The 25,351-nt window shown below is 53.6% G+C and carries 18 protein-coding genes; 11 read left to right on the forward strand and 7 right to left on the reverse strand.

The features are described 5' to 3' along the window. Positions 1 to 383: 383 nt before the first annotated feature. The 3 genes from ACWAU4_RS07350 (at position 384) to gndA (ending at position 4,600) form a co-directional block, all read left to right on the forward strand. A complete protein-coding gene (locus tag ACWAU4_RS07350) occupies positions 384 to 2,300 on the forward strand; it encodes a propionyl-CoA synthetase (protein WP_144225914.1) in 1,917 nt (638 codons plus the stop codon). Positions 2,301 to 2,589: 289 nt separating this feature from the next. After that, the gene (gene sugE, locus ACWAU4_RS07355; protein ID WP_025889847.1) at positions 2,590 to 2,904 is read left to right on the forward strand and encodes a quaternary ammonium compound efflux SMR transporter SugE; all 315 of its coding nucleotides are present in this window, start codon (positions 2,590 to 2,592) and stop codon (positions 2,902 to 2,904) included. Positions 2,905 to 3,061: 157 nt separating this feature from the next. Continuing rightward, a complete protein-coding gene (gene gndA, locus ACWAU4_RS07360; RefSeq protein ID WP_208194060.1) occupies positions 3,062 to 4,600 on the forward strand; it encodes an NADP-dependent phosphogluconate dehydrogenase in 1,539 nt (512 codons plus the stop codon). A gap of 92 nt (positions 4,601 to 4,692) precedes the next feature. On the opposite strand, the gene ACWAU4_RS07365 is transcribed toward gndA, so the two are convergent. Further along, a complete protein-coding gene (locus ACWAU4_RS07365) occupies positions 4,693 to 5,568 on the reverse strand; it encodes a 1,4-dihydroxy-2-naphthoate polyprenyltransferase (protein ID WP_025009392.1) in 876 nt (291 codons plus the stop codon). Positions 5,569 to 5,801: 233 nt separating this feature from the next. Here ACWAU4_RS07365 and ACWAU4_RS07370 point away from each other — a divergent pair, with 233 nt between their 5' ends. From ACWAU4_RS07370 to ACWAU4_RS07380, 3 genes are all read left to right on the forward strand, one after another. Continuing rightward, the gene (locus ACWAU4_RS07370; protein ID WP_129979596.1) at positions 5,802 to 6,686 is read left to right on the forward strand and encodes an SDR family NAD(P)-dependent oxidoreductase; all 885 of its coding nucleotides are present in this window, start codon (positions 5,802 to 5,804) and stop codon (positions 6,684 to 6,686) included. A gap of 70 nt (positions 6,687 to 6,756) precedes the next feature. After that, the gene (gene tesB / locus ACWAU4_RS07375; RefSeq protein WP_025889848.1) at positions 6,757 to 7,620 is read left to right on the forward strand and encodes an acyl-CoA thioesterase II; all 864 of its coding nucleotides are present in this window, start codon (positions 6,757 to 6,759) and stop codon (positions 7,618 to 7,620) included. Between the two features lie 11 nt (positions 7,621 to 7,631). Further along, positions 7,632 to 8,045: a YbaY family lipoprotein gene (locus tag ACWAU4_RS07380; protein ID WP_028779093.1), complete on the forward strand. Its 414-nt coding sequence runs from the start codon at positions 7,632 to 7,634 to the stop codon at positions 8,043 to 8,045. A gap of 49 nt (positions 8,046 to 8,094) precedes the next feature. Here ACWAU4_RS07380 and ACWAU4_RS07385 read toward each other — a convergent pair whose 3' ends face one another. Next, complete coding sequence (locus ACWAU4_RS07385) at positions 8,095 to 10,101, reverse strand: methyl-accepting chemotaxis protein (RefSeq protein WP_454290515.1); 2,007 nt, start codon at positions 10,099 to 10,101, stop codon at positions 8,095 to 8,097. A 291-nt stretch (positions 10,102 to 10,392) separates the two neighbouring features. On the opposite strand from ACWAU4_RS07385, the gene ACWAU4_RS07390 reads away from it, so the two are divergent. Continuing rightward, on the forward strand, positions 10,393 to 13,110 hold the full coding sequence (locus ACWAU4_RS07390) for a TonB-dependent receptor (protein ID WP_454290516.1): 2,718 nt from the start codon (positions 10,393 to 10,395) through the stop codon (positions 13,108 to 13,110). Between the two features lie 61 nt (positions 13,111 to 13,171). On the opposite strand, the gene ACWAU4_RS07395 is transcribed toward ACWAU4_RS07390, so the two are convergent. Both ACWAU4_RS07395 and ACWAU4_RS07400 read right to left on the reverse strand, forming a co-directional pair. After that, entirely contained in the window at positions 13,172 to 16,258 is a 3,087-nt protein-coding gene (locus ACWAU4_RS07395; RefSeq protein WP_208125683.1) for an efflux RND transporter permease subunit, read from the reverse strand. Next, on the reverse strand, positions 16,255 to 17,358 hold the full coding sequence (locus ACWAU4_RS07400) for an efflux RND transporter periplasmic adaptor subunit (protein ID WP_208126138.1): 1,104 nt from the start codon (positions 17,356 to 17,358) through the stop codon (positions 16,255 to 16,257). Before ACWAU4_RS07400 ends, ACWAU4_RS07395 begins: the two co-directional genes overlap by 4 nt. Before the next feature lie 221 nt (positions 17,359 to 17,579). Here ACWAU4_RS07400 and ACWAU4_RS07405 point away from each other — a divergent pair, with 221 nt between their 5' ends. Beyond that, positions 17,580 to 18,194, forward strand: coding sequence for a TetR/AcrR family transcriptional regulator (locus tag ACWAU4_RS07405; protein WP_025009386.1), 615 nt, complete (start codon positions 17,580 to 17,582; stop codon positions 18,192 to 18,194). Between the two features lie 47 nt (positions 18,195 to 18,241). Next, positions 18,242 to 19,132, forward strand: a complete 891-nt coding sequence (locus ACWAU4_RS07410) for a DUF6268 family outer membrane beta-barrel protein (protein ID WP_208125684.1) — start codon at positions 18,242 to 18,244, stop codon at positions 19,130 to 19,132. 86 nt (positions 19,133 to 19,218) lie between these two features. Here ACWAU4_RS07410 and ACWAU4_RS07415 read toward each other — a convergent pair whose 3' ends face one another. From ACWAU4_RS07415 to ACWAU4_RS07425, 3 genes are all read right to left on the reverse strand, one after another. Beyond that, on the reverse strand, positions 19,219 to 19,782 hold the full coding sequence (locus tag ACWAU4_RS07415; RefSeq protein ID WP_025009384.1) for a chalcone isomerase family protein: 564 nt from the start codon (positions 19,780 to 19,782) through the stop codon (positions 19,219 to 19,221). Between the two features lie 72 nt (positions 19,783 to 19,854). Next, on the reverse strand, positions 19,855 to 20,334 hold the full coding sequence (locus ACWAU4_RS07420; RefSeq protein WP_045282504.1) for a DUF2947 domain-containing protein: 480 nt from the start codon (positions 20,332 to 20,334) through the stop codon (positions 19,855 to 19,857). Positions 20,335 to 20,425: 91 nt separating this feature from the next. Next, entirely contained in the window at positions 20,426 to 22,879 is a 2,454-nt protein-coding gene (locus ACWAU4_RS07425) for a motility associated factor glycosyltransferase family protein (protein WP_454290517.1), read from the reverse strand. Positions 22,880 to 23,171: 292 nt separating this feature from the next. Here ACWAU4_RS07425 and pseB point away from each other — a divergent pair, with 292 nt between their 5' ends. Both pseB and pseC read left to right on the forward strand, forming a co-directional pair. Further along, the gene (gene pseB / locus ACWAU4_RS07430) at positions 23,172 to 24,167 is read left to right on the forward strand and encodes a UDP-N-acetylglucosamine 4,6-dehydratase (inverting) (protein ID WP_208125686.1); all 996 of its coding nucleotides are present in this window, start codon (positions 23,172 to 23,174) and stop codon (positions 24,165 to 24,167) included. Then, positions 24,164 to 25,327: a UDP-4-amino-4,6-dideoxy-N-acetyl-beta-L-altrosamine transaminase gene (gene pseC, locus ACWAU4_RS07435; RefSeq protein ID WP_208125687.1), complete on the forward strand. Its 1,164-nt coding sequence runs from the start codon at positions 24,164 to 24,166 to the stop codon at positions 25,325 to 25,327. Before pseB ends, pseC begins: the two co-directional genes overlap by 4 nt. Positions 25,328 to 25,351 lie beyond the last annotated feature (24 nt).

The raw sequence follows: 25,351 nt of genomic DNA on the forward strand, positions 1-25,351 counted from the left end.
AAAATGGAACTTGTTTGGCAAGATATATGAAGTTTACGTAAAGGTAAAGTTTGTTGTGGCATTTTGCGAACTGTGAGGTGTCAATCCCTGCTGCCATCGGCCTTTGCCCGTATTGAAACACTCGTTTCAGTTGGCTGTTCATTTATCTCACAGCAGCAGATAGCAATGCATGTCGCCCTTCGCTATGCCTATGTTTGCATTCCAATCATTTTGAAGGCAGGAGCGGATAAACAGCAAAATGCCCTGAGGCCAAAAGGCGCAGTTAGAGCAGGGTTTTAGGCTAACGTCTAATTGGGGACGGGGCCAAAAAAGACTATTAATTGTCCCAGGAAGGAAGGGAACGCAGTGCCGTCGCAGAACGGCGTCCTTTGGGAGGACAGATAATGATAGATCCGGGTTTAGCCCTGTATAAGGCGTCACTCGAGGACAAGACACAGTTTTGGGGCGAGTGTGCCCGTGCCATAGATTGGCAACAGCCCTGGGAGCAGGTGCTGGATGAGAGTGAGGCGCCATTTTACCGCTGGTTTAGTGGTGGCATGCTCAACACCTGCTATAACGCGGTGGATAGGCATGTGGCCGCAGGGCGTGGCGAACAGACCGCCATTCAATATGTCAGCCCGGTAACAGATACCGAGTACGGCATCAGCTATAACGAATTGCAGCAGCAGGTGAGCCGCCTGGCGGGCTGGATGCAATCTGTCGGTATCAATAAGGGCGATAGAGTCGTTATCTATATGCCCATGGTGCCGGAAACCGTGTTTGCCATGCTGGCCTGTGCCCGCATAGGGGCGATACATTCAGTGGTGTTCGGCGGTTTTGCCGCCAATGAGTTGGCAACCCGGATCAACGATGCCAAACCCAGACTGGTGTTGTCTGCCTCCTGCGGTATAGAACCCTCAGGCGTTGTGCCTTATAAGCCATTACTGGACAAGGCGCTGGAACAGTCTGAGCACAAGGTGGAAAATTGCCTTATTCTCGGCCGCAGCCAGTATCAGGCCGAGTTACAGCCCGGGCGGGATCATGACTGGCAGAATGCCATCTGTCAGGCGAGCCCGGCCGATTGTGTGGCGGTCGAAGCCACTCATCCCCTGTACATTCTCTACACCTCCGGCACCACAGGGCAGCCAAAAGGTGTGGTGCGCGACAATGGCGGCCACGCCGTGGCTCTGGCCTGGTCGATGAAGGCTATTTACGACATAGACGCAGGCGATGTCTTCTGGGCAGCCTCGGATGTGGGGTGGGTAGTGGGTCACTCCTATATTGTCTACGCACCGCTGCTGGTAGGCGCCACCACCTTGCTGTTTGAAGGCAAACCTGTGGGCACCCCGGATCCCGGCACTTTCTGGCGCACCATATCCAAGTACAAGGTCAAGAGTTTCTTCACCGCACCGACTGCGATTCGTGCCATCAAACGTGAGGACCCGGAGGCAAGCTATGTAGCTCAAAGCGATCTCTCTTGCCTGAAAAATGTGTTTCTGGCCGGCGAACGTTGTGATCCGGATACCCTCAACTGGGCGGCCGAGAAGCTGGCCAAGCCAGTAATAGATCACTGGTGGCAAACCGAAACAGGATGGGCGATTGCCGCCAACCTGATGGGGGTTGCCCCTATTCAGGTCAAAGCCGGGTCACCGGCCAGAGCCGTGCCCGGTTATCAGGTGGAAGTATTGGACGAAATGGGTGAGCAGGTGGCTCCCGGGCAGTCGGGCAATGTGGTGATCAAATTGCCTCTGCCGCCCGGAACCCTGACCACGCTGTGGCAAAACGATAAGCGCTACCATGACAGCTATCTGGCCATGTATCCCGGCTATTATCTCACCGGAGATGCCGGCTATATGGATGAAGAGGGCTATCTTTACATCATGAGTCGCATCGATGACATCATTAATGTGGCCGGTCACAGATTATCGACCGGACGTTTTGAAGAGGTGCTTTGTCAGCATCCGGCAGTGGCTGAAGCAGCGGTTATCGGTGTGGAAGATAAGCTCAAGGGCCAGGTGCCGCTGGGGTTGGTGGTGCTCAAGATGGGTAATACCCTGAGCGAAGAGCAGCTACACAAGGAGCTGGTGGCTCTGGTGCGCCAGGAAATAGGCCCGGTGGCGGCATTCCGTTTGGTGAGCGCCGTGCCCAAGTTGCCCAAGACCCGCTCCGGCAAGATACTGCGTGGCACCATGCGTAAAATTGCCGACAACCAGGAGTTCAAGGCGCCGGCAACCATAGAGGATCCCGCTACTCTGGATCTGGTACGCACCGCACTGACCCGCATGGGCTATGCCGATTCTCTGGTGAAAGAGCACGCCTGAGGTTGACTTTCTCCTTTTGCGCCTGCCGTCGGCAGGCGTTTTTTTAGCTGTTTTTCATGTTGCAAAGGCGCGCCTCTTACACTTTGCCCTTTTAGTCGGCCTTTGCTAAGATGCCGCTGCTCCGTTCTGGGCAACAAGTCGTTACATTCAAAGTAGTTGCATCCAAGCTTTACATTCAGGCTTGCAACTTAAGCTACATATGTAGCCTTATCATTCAGGCCGCAGGGACGACCCTGCAAGCGCCTTATCTATTACCGGGGACGACCCCTTTTTAAAAAGGGACGAGTCCATGAACTGGATACTCTTAATCCTCGCAGGTTTGTTCGAAATCGGTTGGGCCATAGGCCTTAAATATACTCAGGGCTTTACCAAGTTAACTCCGAGTCTGCTGACCTTGGGCGCCATGGCCATCAGTGTCGGTTTGCTTGGGCTGGCGACCAAGTCATTGCCAATAGGCACGGCTTACGGTGTTTGGGTTGGCATAGGTGCCATGGGCACGGCATTGGTGGGTATCTGGCTGTTCGGCGAGAGCGCCAGCCTGATGAAAATCGGCAGTTTACTGTTGATTTTTATTGGTGTCTTGGGGCTGAAACTGGCCAGCTGAACCCGGAGGTTTGCCTGTTAATCGTGTTTTTCAAACAAGGTTATCGCCAAGGGTGACTGGTAATTAACTTTCGTTAATCAGTATAATTAATCCACTCAAGGCCGGCTGTTTGCTCACAAAATGGCCGGCTCCTCTGCTACCCGTGGAATTAATAACAATGCAAACCCACAAGCATCTTTCTGACATCGGGGTCATAGGCCTGGGTGTTATGGGCAAGAATCTCGCTCTCAATATCATAGATAACGGCTATCGGGTCGCGGGGTTCGATCTGGACAGTCGTAAAGTGGCTGCTGCCGAAAACCAGGCCAAGGTGGAAGTGACCGAGAGGGAACAATTGCTGTTTGGCTGTAATAATCTTACTGATTTGATGGCAAATTTAGCAACACCGCGCATCCTGCTGTTGTCCATTCCGGCCGGTACGGCGGTTGACGCCGTATGCCAATCCCTGCTCGATGCCGGGATTGAGCACGAGGATATAGTCATAGACACGGGCAATAGCTTGTGGACAGACACCATAGCGCGGGAGCAGCGCTATCGCGATCAGTTTATCTTCTTCAGCTCAGCCGTATCCGGCGGTGAGGTGGGGGCCAGATTCGGGCCCTCGCTGATGCCAAGTGGTGACATCAAGGCCTGGGAGCGGGTTGCTCCCATTTGGCGGGCGATAGCTGCCAAGGTGGATGGTGACACCGGATTGCCGCTGGAGAGATTCGAGCCAGGCAACCCGGTTACCCAAGGGGATCCCTGCACGGCTTACATAGGCCCGGCCGGTAGCGGTCACTATGTGAAGATGGTGCACAACGGCATTGAATATGCCGACATGCAGTTGATTTGCGAGGCTTATCATTTGCTAAGCCAAGTGCTGGGCCTTGATGCCTACGCCATTGCCCGGGTGTTCGAGCGCTGGAATACAGGTGTGCTCTCCAGTTATCTGATGGAAATCAGCGCCGAGGTCTTGCGGCAACAGGACCCATTGAGCGACAAGCCTCTGGTAGAGATGATCCTCGATAAGGCGGGGCAGAAGGGCACTGGCCTGTGGACGGCTGTCAGCAGCCTGCAGATAGGTTGCCCAGCGCCCACTATCGCGGAAGCGGTTTATGCCCGCGCCATCAGCACTCAAAAGGTTCTGCGCCAGAGTTTGGCCAGCAAGTTGGCCGGTCCCGAAGCGCGAGACACTCAATCGGCGGCCTCGGACGAGCAACAAAGCTTTATCGATGGCCTGGAGAGTGCACTCTATTGCGCCAAGGTGAGCTGTTATGCCCAGGGGTTCCAGTTGATGGCGATGCAGGCTCAGGAGCAGGGATGGCAACTGGATTTTGCCGCCATCGCCAGGATCTGGCGCGCCGGCTGTATTATTCGCGCCAGATTCCTGCAATCCATAGCCGTAGCCTACGACAGCGAGCCGGAATTGGCCAATTTGCTGTTGGCCGATGGCTTTGCTTCAACGCTTTCGGCGCGCCAGCAGGCATGGCGGCAAACGGTTGCCAAGGCGGTACTTGCTGGTGTGCCTGTGCCCTGCATCTCATCGGCGCTTTCTTACTACGACAGTTATCGCAGTGAGACGCTGCCGGCCAATCTGTTGCAGGGACAACGGGACTTTTTCGGAGCGCATAGTTTTGAGCGCATAGACCAAGCTGCCAACGAGCATTATCACCTGGATTGGAGTGACCCCAAGCGGCCGCTGATTAAGCTGGATTGAGGGAAAACCGGGTCGGGCAGAACATAATCGCCGGGCAACAAAAAGGCTTCCAACTGCATGGCAGTGGAAGCCTTTGTTATTGCTTCCCTGGGTTAAATGGTAAACACCAAGCCTAAGCTGAACAGGGCACTGAACATCATGGTCAGTTTGGCTGTACGTCCCAGCAGGGGATTCAGCGCCGCGCCCGATACTTGCGTGAAATCGCTGGACAGCCTGCGGGCCATCAGCAGCGCGAGGCCGGTCAGCAGCACAGGCAGCCCAGGCAGCAAACCCAGCAGGAAGCCTGCGATAATCAGGCCGAAGGGTAAGTAAACCAACGCCTGATACAGCACCTTGGACTGGGCCTCACCTATGCGTACCGCCAAAGTGCGCTTGCCGGCTTTCTCGTCGGTATAGATATCACGGGTGTTGTTAACCAGGCAGATGGCGGCATTGAGCAGGCCCACGGCGCTACCCAAAATCCAGGCTGCGGTGCTGGTATCACCGGCCTGCAGGTAGTAACTGCCGACAACGGCTACCAAGCCAAAGAAGATAAAGGCCGCCACTTCGCCAAGGCCGTGTGAGGCCAGCGGGTATGGGCCGCCGCTGTAACCCAGGGCACCCATAATGGAAGCCGCCGCCAGGATGGCAATCGGCCAGCCTCCGTGCCAAATGAGGAAAGACCCCACTACCAATGCCAGCAAGAGGCAAAAAATCATCGCGTTGCGTACTTTCTGCGGATCGAGCAAGCCACTCTGGGTGACCCTTATCGGCCCCAGTCGCTCCTCGGTATCTATACCGTTTTTAAAATCAAAATAGTCATTGGCCAGATTAACTGCAATCTGCAGTAACAGGGCACAGACCATGGACGCCACTGCAATGGCCCAACTGAAGCTCTCCAGTTGCAGAGCCAGTATGTTGCCTATCAGCAAGGGTCCTATCGCCGCAGGCAAGGTGCGCGGCCGTGAGGCTAAAATCCAGGGGTTCATCTTGTCCTTTCTTCAGAGTTAAAGACGGAAAAACAAGCTAAGGATACCAATTTTCCACTTGAAAGTTAGCACAATCGGATAAATGCATTTAACAGAGTTTGAGTCAGCGCACATTTGTACCCGTGCGGATTAAAAAAATGCAGCCATAATCAAATTACCCTTGGGTTTTATGTGTTCTTATTGTTAAAGAATACCCGGTATTTCATGGGCTTAATGCTAATGCAGAGGTTAATATGATGGGGTTTGGGGGCAGGACAGCCCTTATCAGCGGTGCCGCCTCGGGCTTGGGGCGGGCTTTTGCCATAGGATTGGCACAAAGGGGCGCCAGCCTGGCACTGCTGGATATCGACAGCTGTAAAGATACCTTGAATGCGCTTTCTGCTTTGGGGGCGGATGCCAAAGCCTGGCAATGTGATGTTGCCGACGAACAGCGGATCGCCAAGGTGTTGCAGGAAGCCTGCGACCACTTTGGCACCATAGAGCTGCTGGTGGCCTGCGCCGGGATCCACCATCCCTGCTCATTTGAAAAGTTGACTGCCAAACAGTGGCGACGGCAGTTGCAGGTGGATCTCGATGGCAGTTTCTTCCTTTGTCACGGCCTCTGGTCACGAATGAAGGCACAGGAGTATGGCCGGATCCTGCTGCTCGGCGGTGTCAGCGGTGTTTTCGGCGATCTGTTCGAAAGTGCCTGGGCCAGTGCCAAGATGGCTTTGCTTGGACTAACCAATAGTCTCAGTCGTGAAGGCAGTAATCACAATATCCGCGTGAACAGCCTCTGCCCCATGGTCACCACTCCCATGACGGAAAAACATCTGGCACTGCCGGTGCAACCCCTGTTTGGGGTGAATGCACCTTTGGCGGCCGGGTTGTTTCTGCTCAGTGAGCAGGCGCCTAATGGCCAGCATCTTTTGGCGGCGGCTGGCAGTATCAGCCGAGTGAGAATGGCTGAAACCGAGCCGGGCTATTTCCATGCCGGCGCCTGTACGCCTGAGCTTTTGGCCAGAGCATGGCCGGAGCTGAGTGTGGCCACTCCGTTGGGATTCAGCGACAGCGGAGAGGCACAAATCGTCAAATGGGCCAGGCAGGCCGCCGCCGAGCATGATATAGAGATAGAATAAAGGCTTCTGGTCACGAAGGGCGGTTCTGGGTTAATCTTTGCGGTATATGTCAGCCAGTTAACAGAATTTTATGAGCCAGGTTTTAGATGATCTCTTGTCACTGCTCGCGCTTGAACAGATAGAAATTGGACTTTATCGGGGCCAGAGCCAGGATCTGGGTTTTGGTCATGTGTTTGGCGGTCAGGTCATGGGCCAGGCCCTCAGCGCTGCCCGTCGCACTGTGCCGCAAGAGCGCCAGGTGCATTCACTGCATTCCTATTTTTTACGGGCAGGCGATGAAAAGTTGCCGATAGTCTACGAAGTCGAAAACATGCGTGATGGCGGCAGTTTCAGTGCCCGTCAGGTGAAGGCGATTCAGAAAGGGCGGCCGATTTTCTACATGACCTGTTCCTTCCAGGAGCCGGAGGAGGGTTTCAGCCACCAGGCAGAAATGCCGGAGGTTCCCGGCCCTGAAGGGATACTCAATCAGCAGGAATTGGCGATGACCATGAGGGATAAGGTGCCCGCCAGAATGCTGGAGAAGTTTATGGCCGATGCCCCCATCGAGATGCGCCTGGTCAATCCGCTCAACCCTGTGGCACCGGCGGCGACTGAACCTGTACGCCATGTTTGGCTGCGGGCCAATGGTGCCTTGCCGCCTGAGCATGAAATGCACGATTACCTGTTGGCGTACGCTTCGGATTTCAACTTTTTGGTGACGGCAGCTCAGCCTCATGGGGTGTCATTTCTGACCCCAGGGATGCGGATGGCCACCATAGATCATTCACTCTGGTTCCATCGTCCGGTCAATATGGGCGAGTGGTTGCTGTATGCCATAGAGAGCCCCAATGCCAGTGGTGGCCGGGGTTATGTGAGAGGGCAGTTCTTCAACCAACAGGGAGAACTGGTGGCTTCGGCCACTCAGGAAGGCCTGATACGTATGACTGCCAAATAAGGGAATGAAAGATGATTAAATATGTAAAAGGGCTGGTCGTTGCCGCCGGGATAGTCTTTCTCGCTGCCTGTGTTACGGTTGACCCCAAGGCACCGGTTATCGTCAACGGGGCGGCGGGCTACCTGGAAAGAGTGGCCTTGCCTCAAGGTTCGAGTATCACAATTGCCATCATAGATTTGGATACCCCAGGGGTAATCGTGGCGCAAAAGAGCTTTGATATTGCCAGGGCGCCGGTGCCGTTCAAATTCATTTTGCCGGCGGAAACCGTTGAGTCCAATGTCAACTATGGTGTGGTGGCCATGATCCAGTATCAGGGGCGAGTGATATTCCAGACCTATGACAGATACCCTGTGATCAACAATGACAAATTTACCACCGAAGTGCTGATGAAGGCGGTGCCTTTACCGCAATTGGATCAGCGTTAAGCGTTGCCGCAGGATATGAAAAGGCGCCACTTGGGCGCCTTTTTACTTGTTACACTCTGAAAATACTTATCTGTTTCTTCAAGGCGGCGGCCAGCTCGGTCAACTCTCTGGCGGAGTTGACGGTTTCTGTGGCGCGGATATCGCCTTCGCGGGCCAGATCTGTTATCTGGTGCAGATTACGGGTGACTTCATCGGCCACCGCGCTTTGCTGCTCTGTGGCACTGGCAATACTGCTGACAGATACCGCCAGATCGGCAATCCGCTGGGCAATGGCGGTCAACTGATTGTTGGCTTCCTCTCCCTGCTCGGCGGAGCGATTACCTAACTGATGACTCTGATCCATGCGTGTAGCCGTGTCCTTGACCTTGGCCTGCAGCGAGGTGATGGTCTGGCCGATTTCCGAAATCGATGCCTGAGTGCGGCTTGCCAGAGTGCGCACTTCATCGGCCACCACGGCAAAACCGCGCCCTTGTTCGCCGGCGCGGGCGGCTTCGATGGCGGCGTTCAGTGCCAGCAGGTTGGTTTGCTCGGCGATGCCATTGATAACTTCAGTGATGGTGTTGATGGCTTCACTCTCTTTGGCTACCCCTTCGACGGCGGTATGGCTCTCGCTCAACTGTCTGCTAAGGGTTTCCAGCCCTTGCACCACCTGGGTCAGTTGCTGGTGTCCGGCGCGGGAGGCTTCGTCTACCTGTTGGCTCTGGTTGGCGCTTTCACCGGCGTGGTTGGCCACATCGCGTATCGAAGTGGACATCTCCTCAATGGCAGTCGCTATTTGATCGGTTTGAGCCATTAGCGCCTGGGCTTCATCGCCGTTGAGACGGGCAACTTCCTGGGCCTGTTCGGCCTGGTATTCCAGAGTTTGTACTGAGCCTTGCAATGCCTGGATCAGCTGTTTCAGTCCCTGGGTCATTTCGGTGACGCTGTTGCTTATCCGTACCACTTCGTTTTCGCTGCGGCTGTCGAGCTTGGGCAGATCATGGCTGAAGTCGCCTTTGCCCAGGTTTTCCATATGGCGCTGCAAGGTTTGCAGTGGTTTGACAGTGCGTACCAGCACGATAGAGAGCAGGGCGGTGATCACCAGAATACCAATCACGGCAACCAGGGCGTTGATCAGTAAAAGAGTCTGGCTTTCCTCATTCAACTCGGCGGCTTTGACCTGACCGATAAGCTCCCAGTTCCAGCCGGGGATGGTGGCGCTGTAGGCAATCATCTCCACGCCTTTGCTGTTGTGATAGCCCTTGACCCCTTCACTGTTCATCAGCTCATCGAGTGGCAAGCCATCGAGCTCTGCCTCTGTCACGGTTTGTCCCTGAGCCAGGCTGGGATGAGCCACCACCACTTTGTCGGCGCGGCGCAGCAGCAGGTAGTTGCCGCTTTCTTCCAGGCGCAGCTGTTTGACCGACTGCTGCAACTGCACCAGAGAGTCACTGATGTCGAAGCCTATATAGAGAATACCTATCACTGAGCCCTGAACATCCTTGACCGGACGGTAAACCGTCATATAGTCGCGGCCGAACAACTTGGCATAGCCCTCATAGACCTGGCCCTGGATAAGTTTTTGATAGCCCGGGTGTTTTGTTCCCAAATAAGTCCCCAGAGCGCGGCTGCCATCGGCCTTTTTCAGTGAGGTGGCAATACGTAGAAAGTCATCGCCGTCACGAACGAACACAGTGGCATTCCCGCCTGTGAGGTTGGCATATCTGTCGACTTTACTGCGGGAGGAGTTGAGCTGTTCCTTTTCATGCATCAATGCCGGGGTATCTATCCCCAGGACTCTGACAGTTTTGTTTTCCGGTTTATGGAATTGGCCTGGATACATGGCCCTGAATACATCGGCATTGCGACGGGCCAGGGACAACAGGCTCTCGTATTGCAATGCCAGCAGATCATCGACCCCATGGATCTGTTGCTCCATGGCGGTTATCGCTTTCTCTTTCAAGGTCGATGAGGCTGTCAGGTAGGAGATGCTACTCAGGATGCCAAACACCAAAATCGTCAGCACAAAAGCCAGTGTGCCGATCTGTTTGGCGATAGGCCAGTTGCGGTAATTCATTATCGTTATTCCTGTATGACCGGTTTGTTGAACTTTATCTCATTCACGTTAAACAAGTTTTGACCTGAATCTAACTATGGGCTCGCCCCTTTATTTTAGAGGAAGCTTGATTACAGCAGTACAGTTTGGGCAATTTTTTAACCCTTTATATTGTATACAAAATAAAATATGTGATATAAAAGTTGCGGTTTTGTTACCGCTACGGGTTAAAACAAAAGTGGGGCAAGCCAGGGAGTAGAAAGATAAATAGAGCTAACTGATTGATTAATATTAGAGGAAGGGAGAACGAGTATGAGAATGCAGCCATTGGCTATCGCCATTTCCTGCCTGTTGGGGGCTTCGGCATCGGCTTGGGCCGAACAGAGCGCGGCAGAACAGGTGGAACGGATTGAAGTCACAGGGTCGAGGATTAAGCGTGTCGATATGGAAGGCGCGACCCCAATCACCACTATTACCGCCGATGAGCTGGCCAAGTCCGGGTTTGCCACGGTCGGCGATGCCTTGCGTTCCTCCAACCTCAACGCCTTCGGTTCCTGGGGCGGTGGTTCCAACAATGGTTGGGGTTCCCAGGCTACGGTACAACTCAAAGGGGCTTCGGCCTTCAATACGTTGACGCTGCTGGATGGCAAACGTATGGCCAAGTCCCCTGTGCTGGATGGCGGTGCGGCCAATATCAATACTATTCCCATGGCGGCGGTCGAGCGAATTGAGATACTGACAGACGGCGCCTCGGCGATTTACGGTACAGACGCCATTGCCGGTGTGGTCAATATTATTCTCAAGAAGGACTTCGAGGGTATCCAGCTCGACGGTCGTATGGACAGGCCCAGCAATGAAGGCGGTGATTCCTCCAATCTGTCGTTCACCGGTGGACTCAATTCCGATAAGGGCCATCTGGTGTTCACCTTTGAACACTATGAGCAGAAACCCATCATGCAGTCGCAGCGCTGGTTTACCCAACCCTTTGTGGTACCGGGTGGCGATGCATCCGACTATCAGGATTGGGTCAATGTTTCGCCCACCGGCAGGGTGCTGACCCAAGGGGCGGCAGGAAACTGGGTTTATTCGGCTCCCTTTGCCAACAGTGACAGAGACTGCGCCGATGTTTATGGTGATAAGTTTGTCGGTGTGCTGAACGACAGCGATTATCCCGGCGATACCCTGTGCGCCTATGACTATACCAAGGCCGCAGCCACTACAGTGGATCAGAGCCGCAACAATACCCTGTTGCACTATACCTATGAGCTGAGTGATTCGCTGCAACTGACTGCCAGAGCCTATTGGGCCGCCAATGAGACCCGGGATATTTCGGCGCCGGTCCCGGCCTGGATCAGCATTCCCAATGGTTTACCCGCCTATACCACGGCCGAGGGGCTCGAGTTGGTTGAGCTGATGGCCGACCCTTCTGCCGGAATGAACTTTCGCTTCGATACCGCGGGTGACAGGGTCGCCGAGCATCATGACAACATCTTTGACTATCTGCTGGCGCTCAACGGCACTGCCGACTTTATCAGTTGGGATCTTGCATTCAACTACAATAAATACAGCAACTTCACTTGGGGGACTGGCTATCAACTCAAGGGCGCCAGCTCAGATCTTATCGGCCATTGGGACACAAACAGCAACAACTTTGTCGGCTGGGACCCCAGAGACCCGAATTCCCCCATGCCCGGTGGCGCTACCGCCAACTATGATAAGCGCATGACGGCTACCTATCTGGATATCAATGGCGGCGCTTCCATGGATTTGTTTGAGTTGCCCGGTGGCTTCAGTGCCTTGTATGTCGGCGCTTCCTATCGTGAAGAATCACTGGATTCCAAGGAGGATGCCTTGGCTGAGGCCGGCATGATAACCGGCGGCAACGGTGGCAGTGGCGGCGAGGGTGAGCGTGAAGTTTGGGCTACCTACTTCGAGCTTATGCTGCCATTATTTGACTCGCTGGAGTTGAATCTGGCCGGGCGCTACGATGATTACTCGGATTTCGGCGGTACCTTCAACCCCCAGTTGTCGCTGCGTTATCGGCCGCTGGAGTCCTTGATGTTGAGGGCATCCTGGGGCACAGGATTCAGAGCGCCGACTCTGTCGGATCTCTATCAGGGCACCAGCGAAAGCTATGGCGATATTACCAACTACCTGAGTTGTTACGATAATCAGGAAGATATCGACTCTTGCAGCCGCACCGACAATGCACCGACCCTGACCGGCGGCAATCTGGAACTCAAAGCCGAAGAGTCTGAATCCTACAACCTGGGGCTGGTATGGGATATCAATGACAATTTCAATGTCTCGGTAGATTATTGGTCGCTGGAGATCACCAATATGATCGAAGAGTTGTCGGCCAGTGAAATCGTCCGCACCCAGGCAAGACTCTGGCAGGCGGCAGATGACCAGGGGCAGCCCAGACCCGATGTCAGCGATATCTATCCTGGCACTGCGATTTCCCGTTTGGGTAATGGCCGTATCGATTATGTGCAGAGTCAGAAACTCAATCTCGGCCGCAGTGAGCGTGAGGGGCTGGATCTCAGCTTCAGTGGCACCCTGGAAACAGAGTTTGGTGACTGGAAGTTGGGCCTCGGCTGGTCACACTACTTCAAGTATACCTATACCTATGCCAGCGCCGGAGAACAGGTGCTGGGGGATGATGTCGCCGGGCGAGAGGGCACCCCGGAGGATAGATTGAATCTGACGCTGGACTGGAACTATGGCGACCATGCCGTCAGCTATTTCAGTAATTTTATCGGTAGTCAAACCAGCTGGGATGTTCTTGATGACAGTTGGGATCCGGCGACGGGGCAAACTATTGATGACGGCAAGCTCTATGAACTCGACAGTATCTGGTATCACAACCTCAGTTACACCTATACCTTACCCTGGAACAACAGCTTGTCGCTGGGGGTAACCAACCTCACCGATGAGGGCCCAGTGCTGGCCTACGACGGCAGCTATAACTCCAACCTGTACGATATCCGGGGTCGAACCTACTGGGCCGGCTTCCGTCAGGCGTTTTAACGCCGCTCCCTTGATCCTCGTTGGATCTTCAGGCACACCCGTTTGGGTGTGCCTTTTTTGATCAAAATTGGTTCGCCATTGCCAAATCGCGGGAGCATTCTGGCCGAGGTTTCAGCCATAGAGAGTAGACCACAGGTACCCAAACCAGAGACAAGAGGGTGGTCAGTGCCGTGCCTCCGGCAATGGCTATGGCAAAGGGGGGCCAAAAACCGCCGCCGCCCAGAATAAGTGGCAGAAAGCCGCCTACTGTAGTGATGGTGGTTGAACCTATATGACGACTGCAACTCATCACCCCGGCGAGAATGACTTCGGTGTCGCCGGCGCGTGCCATAGGCTCGGACTCGAGTTCGGCCAGGATCACTATCGCGGCATTGATAGCCAGGCCCATCAAGCCCAGCAGACCTATTATCACGGTAAAGCCAAAGGGATAACCCAAAGCCCAGACCGCCAGCAGCCCGAGCCCCGCCGATTGCAGGGCGCTGAGCAGAATGATTCCCGTCAGTCTGAAGGAGTTGAAAGAGAGTACCAGCACTGTCAGCAATGCGGTGATCACCAAGACGATATTGGAGAGCAGATTACCCACGGCTTCATCACGCTTGGCACTCTCACCGCCTATCTCTATTCGGTAGGAGGCGGGCAGTTTAAGCTCGGCCAGTTTGGGTTTGACTCGCTCCAGCACTTTTTGCGGCAGCACGCCAGAGGCGATATAGGCTTCGAGAATATTGACCCGCTGGCCATTATAGTGAGGAATGGCGCCGCGACTGGCATTGACATGGCTTTGACTCACGGCCGAAAGTGGAATCGACTCACCATTGGGCGACAGCAGACTTATCTGTGACAGCCTGGATTGCTGCTCGCCGACACCGGCACCCAGCTTGACTCTCACCGGCAGCGATTCGGTTTGCTCCAGCAGGCTACCGCCTGTGATGCCTGTGGTGGACATCTGAATCTGCGAGGCGATTTCTCCCAGATTCAGGCCGGCCATCAGGCTGGCATCTTCATCGAGCTGCAGCCACACCTTGGGCGCCCCCGGGCTCAGGGTTGCCCGGGTGTGGATCACATCCCGGGTCTCGGCCAACATTCGCCGCACCTCATCCCCAAGCTCGGCCAACCTGTCGAGGTTGGGGCCATAAAGCCTCAACTCCACAGGGGCGTTGAAGGGAGGGCCCTGCTCCAGTTTACGCACCAGGATCTGCGCATCCGGATAGTCCTTATCCAGCCGCTGTTGCAACTCGGGGATTAAGCGGTTGGCGGTGCGAAAGTCGCGGGTCCTTACCATTGCCTGGGCGTATTGGCTGGCGCCTTGCTGCTTTTGAGTCAGGTTGTAGTAGAAGGAGGGCACGTTCCCGCCTATGACCCAATTGACGCTTTCTATGCCGTCAGTACTGCGCAGCTCACTATCGAGCTGTTTGACCCTCTGCTCCGTTCTCGCCAGGCTGGCATGGGGCGAGAGGTAGAGCTCCAGCTGGAACATGTTTCTGTCCGATGGCGGGAAAAACTGCTCTGTCATCTGCCCGGAGGCCACAAAGCCTGTCAGCGGCAAGATACCGATCAGCAGCGCCGCAGTTTTCGGGTAGTCAAGCGCCAGTTGCAGAGTCTGGCGATAGGCTCTGGCAAGCCTTGGCAGATTCACTCCGTGGTGATACCAGCTGTTGTTGTCCCTGGCGCGGCTAAAGCGCCCGGCGAGACCGGCTATCAGGGTGTGGGATATGAGGTAGGAGCCGAGCAGGGCAAAGATCACCGAAATGGCAATGCCACCGACAAACTCGCCGGCGGCGCCCGGCATCAGCACTATCGGCGCGAATGCCAGCATGGTGGTGATGGTAGAGCCGGCGAGCGGCAGCCATAGGTGCCTGATGGTGGCATTGACCGCCTGCAGCTTGCTCATGCCTTCGCGGCGACGCTGGGCAATGGCATCGACAATCACAATGGCGTTATCCACCATGATCCCCAGTGCCACTACCAGGCCGGTGACCGACATCTGATGAATGGGCAGGCCGGTAAACTTCATGCAGGCCAGGGTAAACAGTGCTGTCAGTGGCAGCGACAAGGCGACGATAAGCGCATTGCGCATGCCGACAGTCACCAGTAGCACCAGGAGAATGAGCACAAACCCCTGCAGCAGGTTGACGAGCAATTCCTGCAGACGCTCATTGGTATACCCCTCTTGCTCAAACAGCCATTGCATGCGGATATTGGCAGGGAAGCCTTGTTCCAGCTCGGCCGCAACCTGGCGGACTTGTTCACTCCAGATATCCACCCGAGTGTTGTTGAGCATGCGGGCGGCCACCATGATGCCGGGCTCACCGTCCAGCAGCGCCAGATTATCCGGCGGATCCTTGGGCTGGCGGCTGATAACGGCGATATCGCCAAGGCGGATCAGTTGCCCGAAACTGTCGGTCTTCAGCGGCACCTGGCGGATACGCTCCAGCGAGTCCAGTTCACCGGAAACTTCCACCAATGCCCGGAAGCTCTGGTTGTTGATTTCACCGGCCGACACCTTGGTATCGGCCTGATTGAGAATTCCGGCAACGGCTCCCGGTGTCAGTCCGAGACGATTGATACGCTCGCCATCCAGCGTTACCAGAATTTCCTCCGTCGGCGCGCCATAGAGTTTGACAAAGTCTGTACCGCTCAAGAGCCGCAGTTTGCTTTGCAACTCTTTGGCGTAACGGCTGAGAATGTCGGGGCGCGATTCACCGCCGCCGTGCCATCCCAGGCCTATGATGGCGGTGTAGGCGTAACCCAGCTGATCGTCCAGTACCGGCAGATTGACACTCTGTGGCAGGCGGCCGCTGCTGTCGGCCAGCAGATCTCTGGCTCTCGACCAGACCGGCTCGGTTTCTATGACGTTATCTTTGAGCTCGAGTTGAATCACCGAGACCCCGGGTCTTGAGGTGGACTGGATAAGCTTGAGTTCCTCAAGTCGTCTAAGCTCATTTTCCAGTACTTCAGTCACCAGTGCCTCGACCCGCTCGGCGGAAGCGCCCGGATAGCTGGTGATCACAGAGGCAAAGCGGTTGGTGATATGGGGGTCTTCGGTGCGTGGCAGGCTGGAAATGGCGCCGAGCCCGGCAACCAGCAATAGGGCTATCAACAGGCTGGCGAGGCGGCCATTCTCGACAAAAGCCTTGATAACAGCGTTCATTGTCCACCTCTTGCGGTCAATGCCGCTCCCGGTGAGACTCTTTGCCCGGCAACCAGTTTATGCAGGCCTGTGGTGACAAACTGCTCTCCCGGGCTGATGGCACCGGTAATAAAGGCGTTGTCGCCCTCGGTATAGAGAATTTCCACATCGCGGCGCTGCAGTTTAAACCCTTCGACATCTTGCTTGAGCACGTACAGATTCCACAGACCGCGAATACCGTCGGTGAGCGCCGATACCGGAACCCAGTAGCCTTCACGGGGAACTTCACGGCGGTACTGCAAATAAGCCAGTTCGCCATTGATAGGTGTCGTTTCCGATGTGGGGGTGATGCTGAACCTGAGCTGCACTGTGCGGGTGACGGGGTTGATTTGGCCGCTGATCCCTTGCAGTTGGGCCTGATAGTAGTGTTCGGCGACTCTGAGACTGAGAATGGCTCCCGGTTGCAACTGCTCGGCAATATTCAGCGGCACACCTATCAGTGCCTGCAGATTGTCGCTCTGCACCAGGGTAAATACCGGGCTGCCCAGGGCGATGACTTCGCCGAGATTATGCTCTCTTGCGGCTATCACACCGGCAAAGGGGGCGATGAGAAGCGATTTCTGCCGCTTAAGCTCATTGGCCTTCAGTGAGGCTTCCAGCCTGGCGTGCCCGGCTTCCAGGCTGGCCAGCTTGCCTTTGAGCTCGTCGAGTTGCTGCTCGGAAAGATATTGTTTGGCACTGAGCTCCAGTGAGCGTTTCAACGTTGCCCGGGCCAGCGAGATATCGGCCTGGTTCTGATCCAGTGCCGCCTGTAATTCGGTCTGCTCGGCTTCCAGCAAGCTGGTATCCAACTGTGCCAACAGTTGTCCGGGTTTAACTCTGTCACCTGTATCTACCAGGAGTTTTTGCAACTTGCCTGCGAGTTCGAAGCCTATGCCTGTGGTATTGCCGGCTCGTACGCTGCCACTGAATTGCTGCAGCTTGGTGTAACCTGGCTTTAACACAAGATTGGCGCTGTTGACCACTGGGGGGTTGGTTTCACTGTGCTCAGATGGCTGCGGTTGGCAGGCGGATAGAGATAATAACAAAGTGAGGGTGGCGACCAGCGCACCTCTGCCCAGGCTCCTGTGGCTGACGTATTTGGTTTCAGGCCGGGGTACCTTGGTTTTTCCGGCGTCCTTGATGGTCTGTTGCAACGTCCTCTCCCTGCTTTGACTGATAATTGTTATTGATAGGTTAAACTGGACTTACTAGTCTAGTTTGGTAGAACTGGACTGTCTAGTCTATTTTATGGTCTAATGCATTCCAAGGCGTTGCCGAATTAGGTACTAGTTATAACGATATGAATACTCAGCAATTAAGTCGTAGTGAACAGAAGAGGGCTCAGATACTGGAAGCCGCAATCGAGCTCTTCTGCGCTCAAGGGTTTCCCAATACCAGCATGGATGAAGTGGCTAAAACCGCCGGGGTGTCGAAGCAAACGGTTTACGCTCATTTTGGTTGTAAGGATGAGCTGTTTGTGGCGGCCATTGAATCCAAGTGCGTGGTTCGCCAGATTGCCGAAGTGCTGTTGGCCGACGCTGCCCGGCCGGAGCAGGCACTGGCGGTGTTTGCTGAGTATTTCGGCGAGCTGATCGTCAGTGAGGATGCCATTACGGTTTATCGCGCCTGTGTTTCCCAAGTGGATACTCATCCAGAACCGGCGCAGCTTTATTTCGATGCCGGACCCGAGTACATGTTGGGTCTGTTGGTGGATTTCTTTACCCAGGTTGAGCGTCATGGCGGGTACCACTTCGGCAACAAGCGTCAGGCCGCGGTGAGGCTGAGCCTAATGTTGTTTGGTGAGCTGCGGCTCAGAAAAGAGTTGGGGCTGGATACAGGGCAACTCGAGGCGCAACACAGGGATTATTGCATTGAAACGGCGGGATTGTTTCTCAAAGCGCATAGGTTGGAATAGCGTACTGTTATAATTGGGCTTTTCTTTGAACGGCAAAAGGACATGAAATGAAAAAAACGGCCGCATTTATCTTACTGGGCGCTATCAGTGCCAGCACCGGCTTATTGGCCGCAGAGGCACCAACCTCCCGCTATACCCTGAGCCTGGCGGCCATTGAAAATGCCGATACGGATATTGATGGTGGTGGAGAGCTGGGACGCCGCAGTTATCTTCTGGGCGCACGCGGAGATTGGCAACTGGATGAACGTTGGGGTCTGGGTGTCAGCCTTGGCTATGACAAACTGGATTGGGATTTCTCTGCTTTGCCAACCAATGGCGCCAGTGATATTGCTTTTGCTGCCAGTCAGTTTGACTCGGCCCAGCGTTACTCGGCTTCTGTCAGCCTGAGATATACCCTGAACCGGCATTGGAGTCTGATGCTGGCGCCTCAGTTGCAGTATGCTTACAGTGATGATGTTTCCTCTTCTGATGCCAGAAGCTATGGTGTCATCGCCGGCGCGGTTCACAGGTTTGATTCGGGTAACATGTTGGGTTTTGGGGTTGCTTATCTCAATGATATCAGTGAGGTAAGAACAGTTCCTTACTTGCTTATCGATTGGCAACTCAGTGACAGATGGCGGGTGGGCAACCCCTTTCAGGCAGGTTTTACCGGTCCGGCCGGGATAGAGTTCAGTTATCGGATTTCGCCTGAGATGGAGCTGGGGTTGGGGTCATCTCATCGCACTGAGCGGATTTTGGTGGGGGAAAACGAACAGACACTGGAGCTGACGGAAATCAGCAGCTTCGCCCGTTTGGGCTGGCAGCTGGGACAAGGGTTCAATCTCAACGCCTATGTGGGTTACTTCATCAACCCCGAGCTTGAGTTGAGCGAGCCTGAGATCAAGCAGGAGCTGGATAACTATCTGGCCGGCGCTGTCCATCTCAGCTATAGTTTTTGATTAACTTGCCCGCAGAAGCGAGCAAGTTTCATCGATTAAACCGGGTCATTCGCTAAGCTATTGGCCCGTGAAATTCATTCAGAGGCTCAGTTAGCCAGCATCGCCTTTTTCAGGCTGCTCTGGGCCGGTTCATCGCCGAGCCAAATGTTCAGCAGCGCGCGGCGAAAGTTTTCCCCGGCGATGGTGTCCTGCAATTCACCGTTCTTATAGGCACTGACACCACTTTCCTGGCTGGTATACAGGAGAAAGGTATCGCCTTCTTTGATCTCTTCCTGAAACAGGCTCATAAAACGGTCGATATCGGCTTGTATGGCCTCAGTTTTACCGCCTGTTGCGTCATCGAAACCTTCAGTAATCGCCGAGCGCATCTTATCTGCGGTGATAAGACCCGAGACTATCTTTAAGCTGACTGCTGCCTGTGGCTGCTCCAATACTGCGGCTGTGGTAGTCGCCTTAGCAGGCAGATAGAGACCCCCAATGTAGAGATCCATAAAGAACTTGCTGCGTACCCCGGCACCATTGAGCTTAAGCGGGGTTGCTGCCTGAATGCTGAGGGTTTCCGGGATATTTTCACCGGCAATTTCGCGGGCATTGATTGTGGTGGATAGAGACAATCCCAACAGCAGGGCGGTTAAGGCTATTTTTTTCATTTTGCTCTCTTGGTCGCTTGTATCTTAATGATACTAACAAGGGTTTTATTGTTGATTGAACGCTTGTCAAAACTATCCGCGTAGGCCCATTTTGAAGTTGCCATCCTGACTGAACCAGACGGCTTGCTTGTGTTTGGGGCTTATCAGTAAGGGACCATCGTCGAAAAATAGAAAGCATTTCCAGTTCCGGGCGAAGACTTCCCAGCATGTTTGGATCACCTGATACTTTTCATAACAGAAATATACAGGGGCATCCGCCGGCCAGTCGATAAATTCGGCCAGAGGTTCCGGCAGGCTGTTGTCTTCGCTGTCCCAATGGCTTTGCCAGTATTCCGTTTGATGCCAGGTGGAACTGCGGCTGGCCCAGTCGCCCTTGGTAAAATCCTCGGCGCAGCTGCTCTTATTGCTTATCCAGCGATTCCACACTTCCATGGCACTCTTCTGATCCAGTGGCAATATGGCCGCCTTGTCCTGGTCGCTGACCGGCAGATCCTTATGGTTGAAGATCCATTTGCGGCGATACTGATCGAGTGGAATATAGCTGTGATTCAAGTTTTGTTCTCCGGAACTGCGCTTATTTGCCGGGGCATTATAACGGTGGCGAAAGGGGAAAAGAAAGGCCGCAGGAAACGGCCTTTGGCGTTTAGTTTCTGTTTTGCAGTTCAGTTAATCCCTGCTTGGCGCTGAGATTATCCGGGTCAAGCTCCAGTACTTTATGAAACGCCGTGACTGCGGCTTCATCCTGCTGCACTGCCTGCATGAACTGCGCTAACTTCAGCCATACCTGCAGATCCTGCGGATATTTACCTAGATAATCCAGATAGGTTTCCAGTGCCCGTTGCCCTTTACCACTGAGACGTAAAACGTGGGCATATTGCGGTAGAAAACTGTCATTCAAGTGGCTTAATTCCGCCAGAGTGGTTTCGGCCAAAGGCAGCAGGTTGAGCTGCAGCGCCAGCACTGAAATCATTCTGAGCTCGGTTTCGGTTATTTGTTGCTGATCTATCTGTTGCAGCGCATGCAGTGCTTGTTCAGGGGCTTGTTTAAGCACCTCCAAATTGGCTTTGGCCAGCCAATAGAGGCGTTTGAGCTCGGGTTTTTCCGGCAGTACGAATTCGAGGTTATTCACCATTTGCTGCAGACCGTGTTGATGCCGTTGACTCTTAAACAGCATTATCTTGTCAAATATTCTGTCCTGAGTATTACTGTCGGCCAAGACGTCGCGATAAACTTGGCGTGCAGTAGTCAACATCCTGTGGAAGTTCTTATCGAGTTCATCGGCCAGAGTTAGTTCCTGAGGCCGTATTTGATGGTTTTGTCGCCAAATATGCACTCTGCCTGGCGTGTTATCCTGCTGCCACTGCTTGGCCAGTGACTCGAGTTTGGCATCCGGGCTGAGTTCTTCTTGGCGGGATTTCACCCGGGTTAAGGCGCTATCAACAAGCCCGCCCAAGTGCTTGGCAATGACACAATAGGCCTGGTAGTAATCCAGGTTCATCTGCTGCATTTGGGTTTGAGTCCACTCGTCGCTGCTGCGAGCGGTTAGAAATGCTGAAAATTCCCGGTAACCATAAAACTTGATCAGTTGAGCCATGTCACTGAAGTCTTTGTTGAGTTTGGCCTCTGTGGTCTGCAGTTGTTTTAACAGTTTGTTCGAAGGGTTTTTTGAATTGATTTCAGCCTGACAGGCTTTGAATGCCTTATGGGTAAGGTTTTCAATTCGGGTCAACTTTTGCTTGGCTTGTTCGAGTTGTTGAAAACACAGTTGCAGATCGGCTTTCTTATTTACTTGTTTCAAGTTTGAGCTTGAAAACCGCTCTGACAAGGGTTTTTTGCGCTGTTGTAGTTTTATGTTCTCGTGAGAGCAAAAACCAATGCCCGCTATTCTGGCGGCGTCCTCGGAAAGGTTTATATATTCATGCTGGGGATGGGCGGCGATTTCATCTTCAATCGCCTGCCTGGCATGGAGTAACTGAAGAGGGGTCTCTGCCAGATAGCCGCTGTAGGTCTCCACCCATTCACACATATGCCCAAGGCTGGGACCCAATTTCGCTTCCTGAGTGCCGGATGCGTGAGAAACGCCATGCCTTGAGTAACACAGATCCATGCCGGTAAACAGTATTTGGCTAAAGCCCATCTCTATTGCCAGCAATAATGAACTGTTGGTGACAGTTGGGCCTTTGGTGATGATATTGCTGTGATGGGTTTGCCAGGGGAAGCGGTCACCCAGATAGAGATTTCCCCCGGCCCATTGGCCCACTATCCAAGGGTGGGCGTGGTAAGAGTGAACCAGGAGAAAATCTTCGGGGTATTGCATCATCTCTCTACTGACATCAAAGCTGAATGCCTGTGGATCCACTGTCACGACTATGTCAGGTTTTATCCCGTGATTGATGAGCTTGGCAGCAATGCGGGAAACCGCGAATATGGTCATTCTCTGTTGATTGGCCTTGAGCCAATCGAGCTGTAAGTCCATTGAAGGGCCGCCCGCGACTATAATGGCGGTTTCCCCTTCAAAATGCCCTCGCAGTATTTCTGCCGGAGAGTGGTTATCGCAGACATTTTCCAGTTGCCGCTGTACAAACTCTTTCTGGTTGTAGTTGACACCTTGATTGAAACGTTCGTGATCCAATGCCTGTGCAATAGCACTTTTTAGCAAAATATACTCGGGAAGCGTCTCGGCTGCTGCGGCCATAGAGTGGTAATGGCGGTATTGGCCTTTGGCGATACAAATATCATTACCGGCTTGTTTGAGTATCTCGGGCAATTCGGCTTCTGTAGTGATCCATAACTTACTCTTGAGTGAATCTGGAAGGTCAATATTGAGTAGGCTCAACACTTCCGGCAGTTCGACGAAGATAAAGCGGCTTCCGGCTGGAAGCTCCATAGACAGTATATAGTTGGCCAACAAGCCAGAATCCATGCCGGTGAAGATGTAAAGGGTGTCTTCAGCCGTTAATTGCTTGGCGAATTTATTGCGATATTGGCTTGCCGAGTCGAATTGTTCAAATATCTGCCGGTTGATCGCCGGCAGGTAGGTTTCGTTGAAACGGCTAACGGCAAAAGTATTGAGCATGGCTGATGGAGTGCTTTGCATCTGGGCCCCTGATGGCTTGGACGCCAATTGTCTGACGTTTTACTGTGCTTGAGTCCATAATCTCAAGATATGTGCCAGTTTTCAAAGAGGTGAAGTGATCTCTGTATTGAAAATCGGCTTTTGACTTTGTCTCCTAAGTTTTTGTTATACAATGAAACCTATACTGTGCATACTTTAAGTTGTTGGTTAATAGCCTGGTTTGGCTCAGATTTTGTATATTGACCGGGATAAGAGGATGACGTAAAGCCATTCAGGTTTATCGTCAGCGTAAAAGCAGAGGGCTGGATAATATATGTTCAACAACCAAACAATACTCATTACTGGTGGGACAGGTTCCTTCGGACAGAAATACACCAGAACTCTGCTGGCTCGCTACAAACCCAAGCGTTTAATTATCTTTTCCCGTGATGAGCTCAAGCAGTTCGAGATGCAGCAGCAGTTTAATGATCCCTGCATGCGATACTTTATCGGCGATGTGCGCGATAGTGACCGTTTGATGCAGGCGATGCAGGATGTGGACTATGTGATTCATGCCGCAGCGATGAAACAGGTTCCGGCTGCTGAATACAATCCGATGGAATGTATCAAGACCAATATCCATGGCGCCGAGAATGTAATTAAGGCGGCGATCAGCAATAAAGTGAAGAAAGTGATCGCGCTATCGACCGATAAGGCGGCCAGTCCTATCAACCTCTATGGCGCCACCAAATTGGCCTCCGATAAGCTGTTTATTGCAGCCAATAACATAGTCGGCAGCAGCAAAACACGTTTTGCAGCGGTGCGTTATGGCAATGTGGTGGGGTCCCGGGGCTCTGTGGTGCCGTTTTTCAAGAAGCTTGTTGCCGATGGCGCCGAGTCCTTGCCGATAACCCATCCGGAGATGACCCGCTTTTGGATCACCCTGCAGCAAGGGGTGGATTTTGTGCTGAAGAACTTTGCGCGGATGCAGGGCGGGGAGATCTTTGTGCCCAAAATTCCCTCTGTGCGTATTACTGAGTTGGCCAAGGCTTATGCTCCGCACCTGGAGCATGATGTTATCGGTATCCGTCCCGGCGAGAAAATGCACGAAATCATGTGCCCTGCAGATGACTCTCACCATACTCTCGAGTTTGATGATCACTTTGTTATCACGCCAAGCATCCGTTTCTTTGGCCGGGAAACCGATTTCTGTACCAATGCGCTTGGGGAGACAGGGCAGCCGGTAGCAATGGGATTTGAATATAACTCGGGAACCAACCCTCATTTTCTGGTCGGCGATGAAATAGTCAAGCTGGATGCCGATGTATGATCCCATATGGCAAACAGAATATCAGCCGGGACGATATTGACGCTGTCGTTGAAGTTTTGCAATCCGACTGGCTGACTCAGGGCCCCAAGGTGCCGGCGTTTGAACAGGCGTTGTGTGACTATACTGGTGGCAAATTCGCCGTTGCGGTAAACAGCGCCACCTCGGCTTTGCATATTGCTTGCCTGGCACTAGATGTCGGGCCAGGCGACAGAGTGTGGACATCCCCCATTACCTTCGTAGCTTCTGCCAATTGTGCCTTGTACTGTGGCGCTGAAGTGGACTTTGTCGATGTCAATCCCGAATCCGGGAACATGTGCCCTGAAGCGTTAAAGGCCAAGCTGGAGCAAGCTAAACGAGAAGGTACTCTACCCAAGGTGGTTATTCCGGTTCACCTCTGTGGTCACAGCTGTGATATGGCTGCTATCGCCGAGCTGGGTAAAGAGTATGGATTCAAGATCATCGAAGATGCCTCCCATGGTATCGGTGGCAGTTATCAGGGGCATAAGCTTGGTAGCTGTGAGTTTTCGGACATCACGGTTTTCAGCTTTCATCCGGTCAAGATAATTACCAGCGCCGAGGGGGGAATGGCACAGACGAATGATCCCGAATTGGCGTTTAGGCTTGGATTATATCGAAGTCATGGGATTACTAAAGATCCGCTCAAAATGCTGCGTTCAGACGAAGGCGACTGGTACTACGAGCAGCATACCTTAGGCTTCAATTACCGTATGACAGATCTGCAGGCGGCGCTGGGGCTTTCGCAACTTGAGCGCTTGGATGAATTTGTCTGCAAGCGCAACCAACTGGCCGCTTATTACAGCCAAGCACTGGTCAAGTTGCCGGTTGTGAGCGTGGAGCCTTTACCCGGTAGTATGAGTGCTCGTCATCTTTATATGATACGTCTCAAGGAGGCCGGGCGGCGCCGGGCGGTGTTCGATACCATGCGAGAGCGAGGCGTTCAGGTGCACGTGCATTATTTCCCGGTGCACTTGCAACCCTATTACCTCTCTCTTGGCTTCAAAGAAGGCGATTTCCCGGCAGCAGAGCAGTTTTATCATGAGATATTGACTCTGCCTTTATATCCGGCTCTGGATGAAACCGCTCAGCAAAAGGTGCTTGATGAGTTGACCGCCAGCCTAAATACCAGGGCGGCATCTTAAGCTCGAGAATGTAAACTCGAAAAT

It is taken from the genome of Shewanella sp. FeAMO, from assembly GCF_053653955.1.